This window comes from Sphingopyxis sp. RIFCSPHIGHO2_12_FULL_65_19 (assembly GCF_001830555.1).
In the GTDB taxonomy this organism is placed as follows: domain Bacteria; phylum Pseudomonadota; class Alphaproteobacteria; order Sphingomonadales; family Sphingomonadaceae; genus Sphingopyxis.
This window is the reverse complement of record NZ_MIAM01000033.1, coordinates 1-373: the sequence shown is the minus strand read 5'-3', so window position 1 is coordinate 373 and position 373 is coordinate 1. Positions and strand designations below refer to the sequence as shown.

Here is a 373-nt window from a genome sequence, read left to right as displayed (position 1 = left end):
GTGCCGCGACACCGCGCTGCTTTACGGGCTCGAGGATCGCGGCGTACTCGCGCCGGGATATCTCGCCGACCTCAACGTCATCGACATGGACGCGATCAAGCTCGGCAAACCCTGGCTTGCCTTTGATCTGCCCGCTGGCGGCAAGCGCCTGCTGCAAAAGGCCGACGGCTATGTCGCGACGATCAAGTCGGGCGAAGTGACCTTCCGCAATGGCGCGATGCAGGGGCCGACCCCCGGCGGCGTCATCCGCGGTCCGCAGCGCGTCGAGATGGCGATGGCGGCGGAATGATGCGCGCCATCCAGCTTCGCGCTCCCGCTTCGCTCGACAATCTGACGCTGGTCGATCTCGCCGACCCCGGCGATCCGGGGCCGG

At 67.8% G+C, this 373-nt stretch carries 1 protein-coding gene; it reads left to right on the top strand.

The window, feature by feature from the left end:
* On the top strand, window positions 1-289 hold a 289-nt coding region (locus A3E77_RS10550; protein WP_293645696.1), incomplete at its 5' end, for an amidohydrolase family protein.
* Between the last annotated feature and the right edge of the window lie 84 nt (window positions 290-373).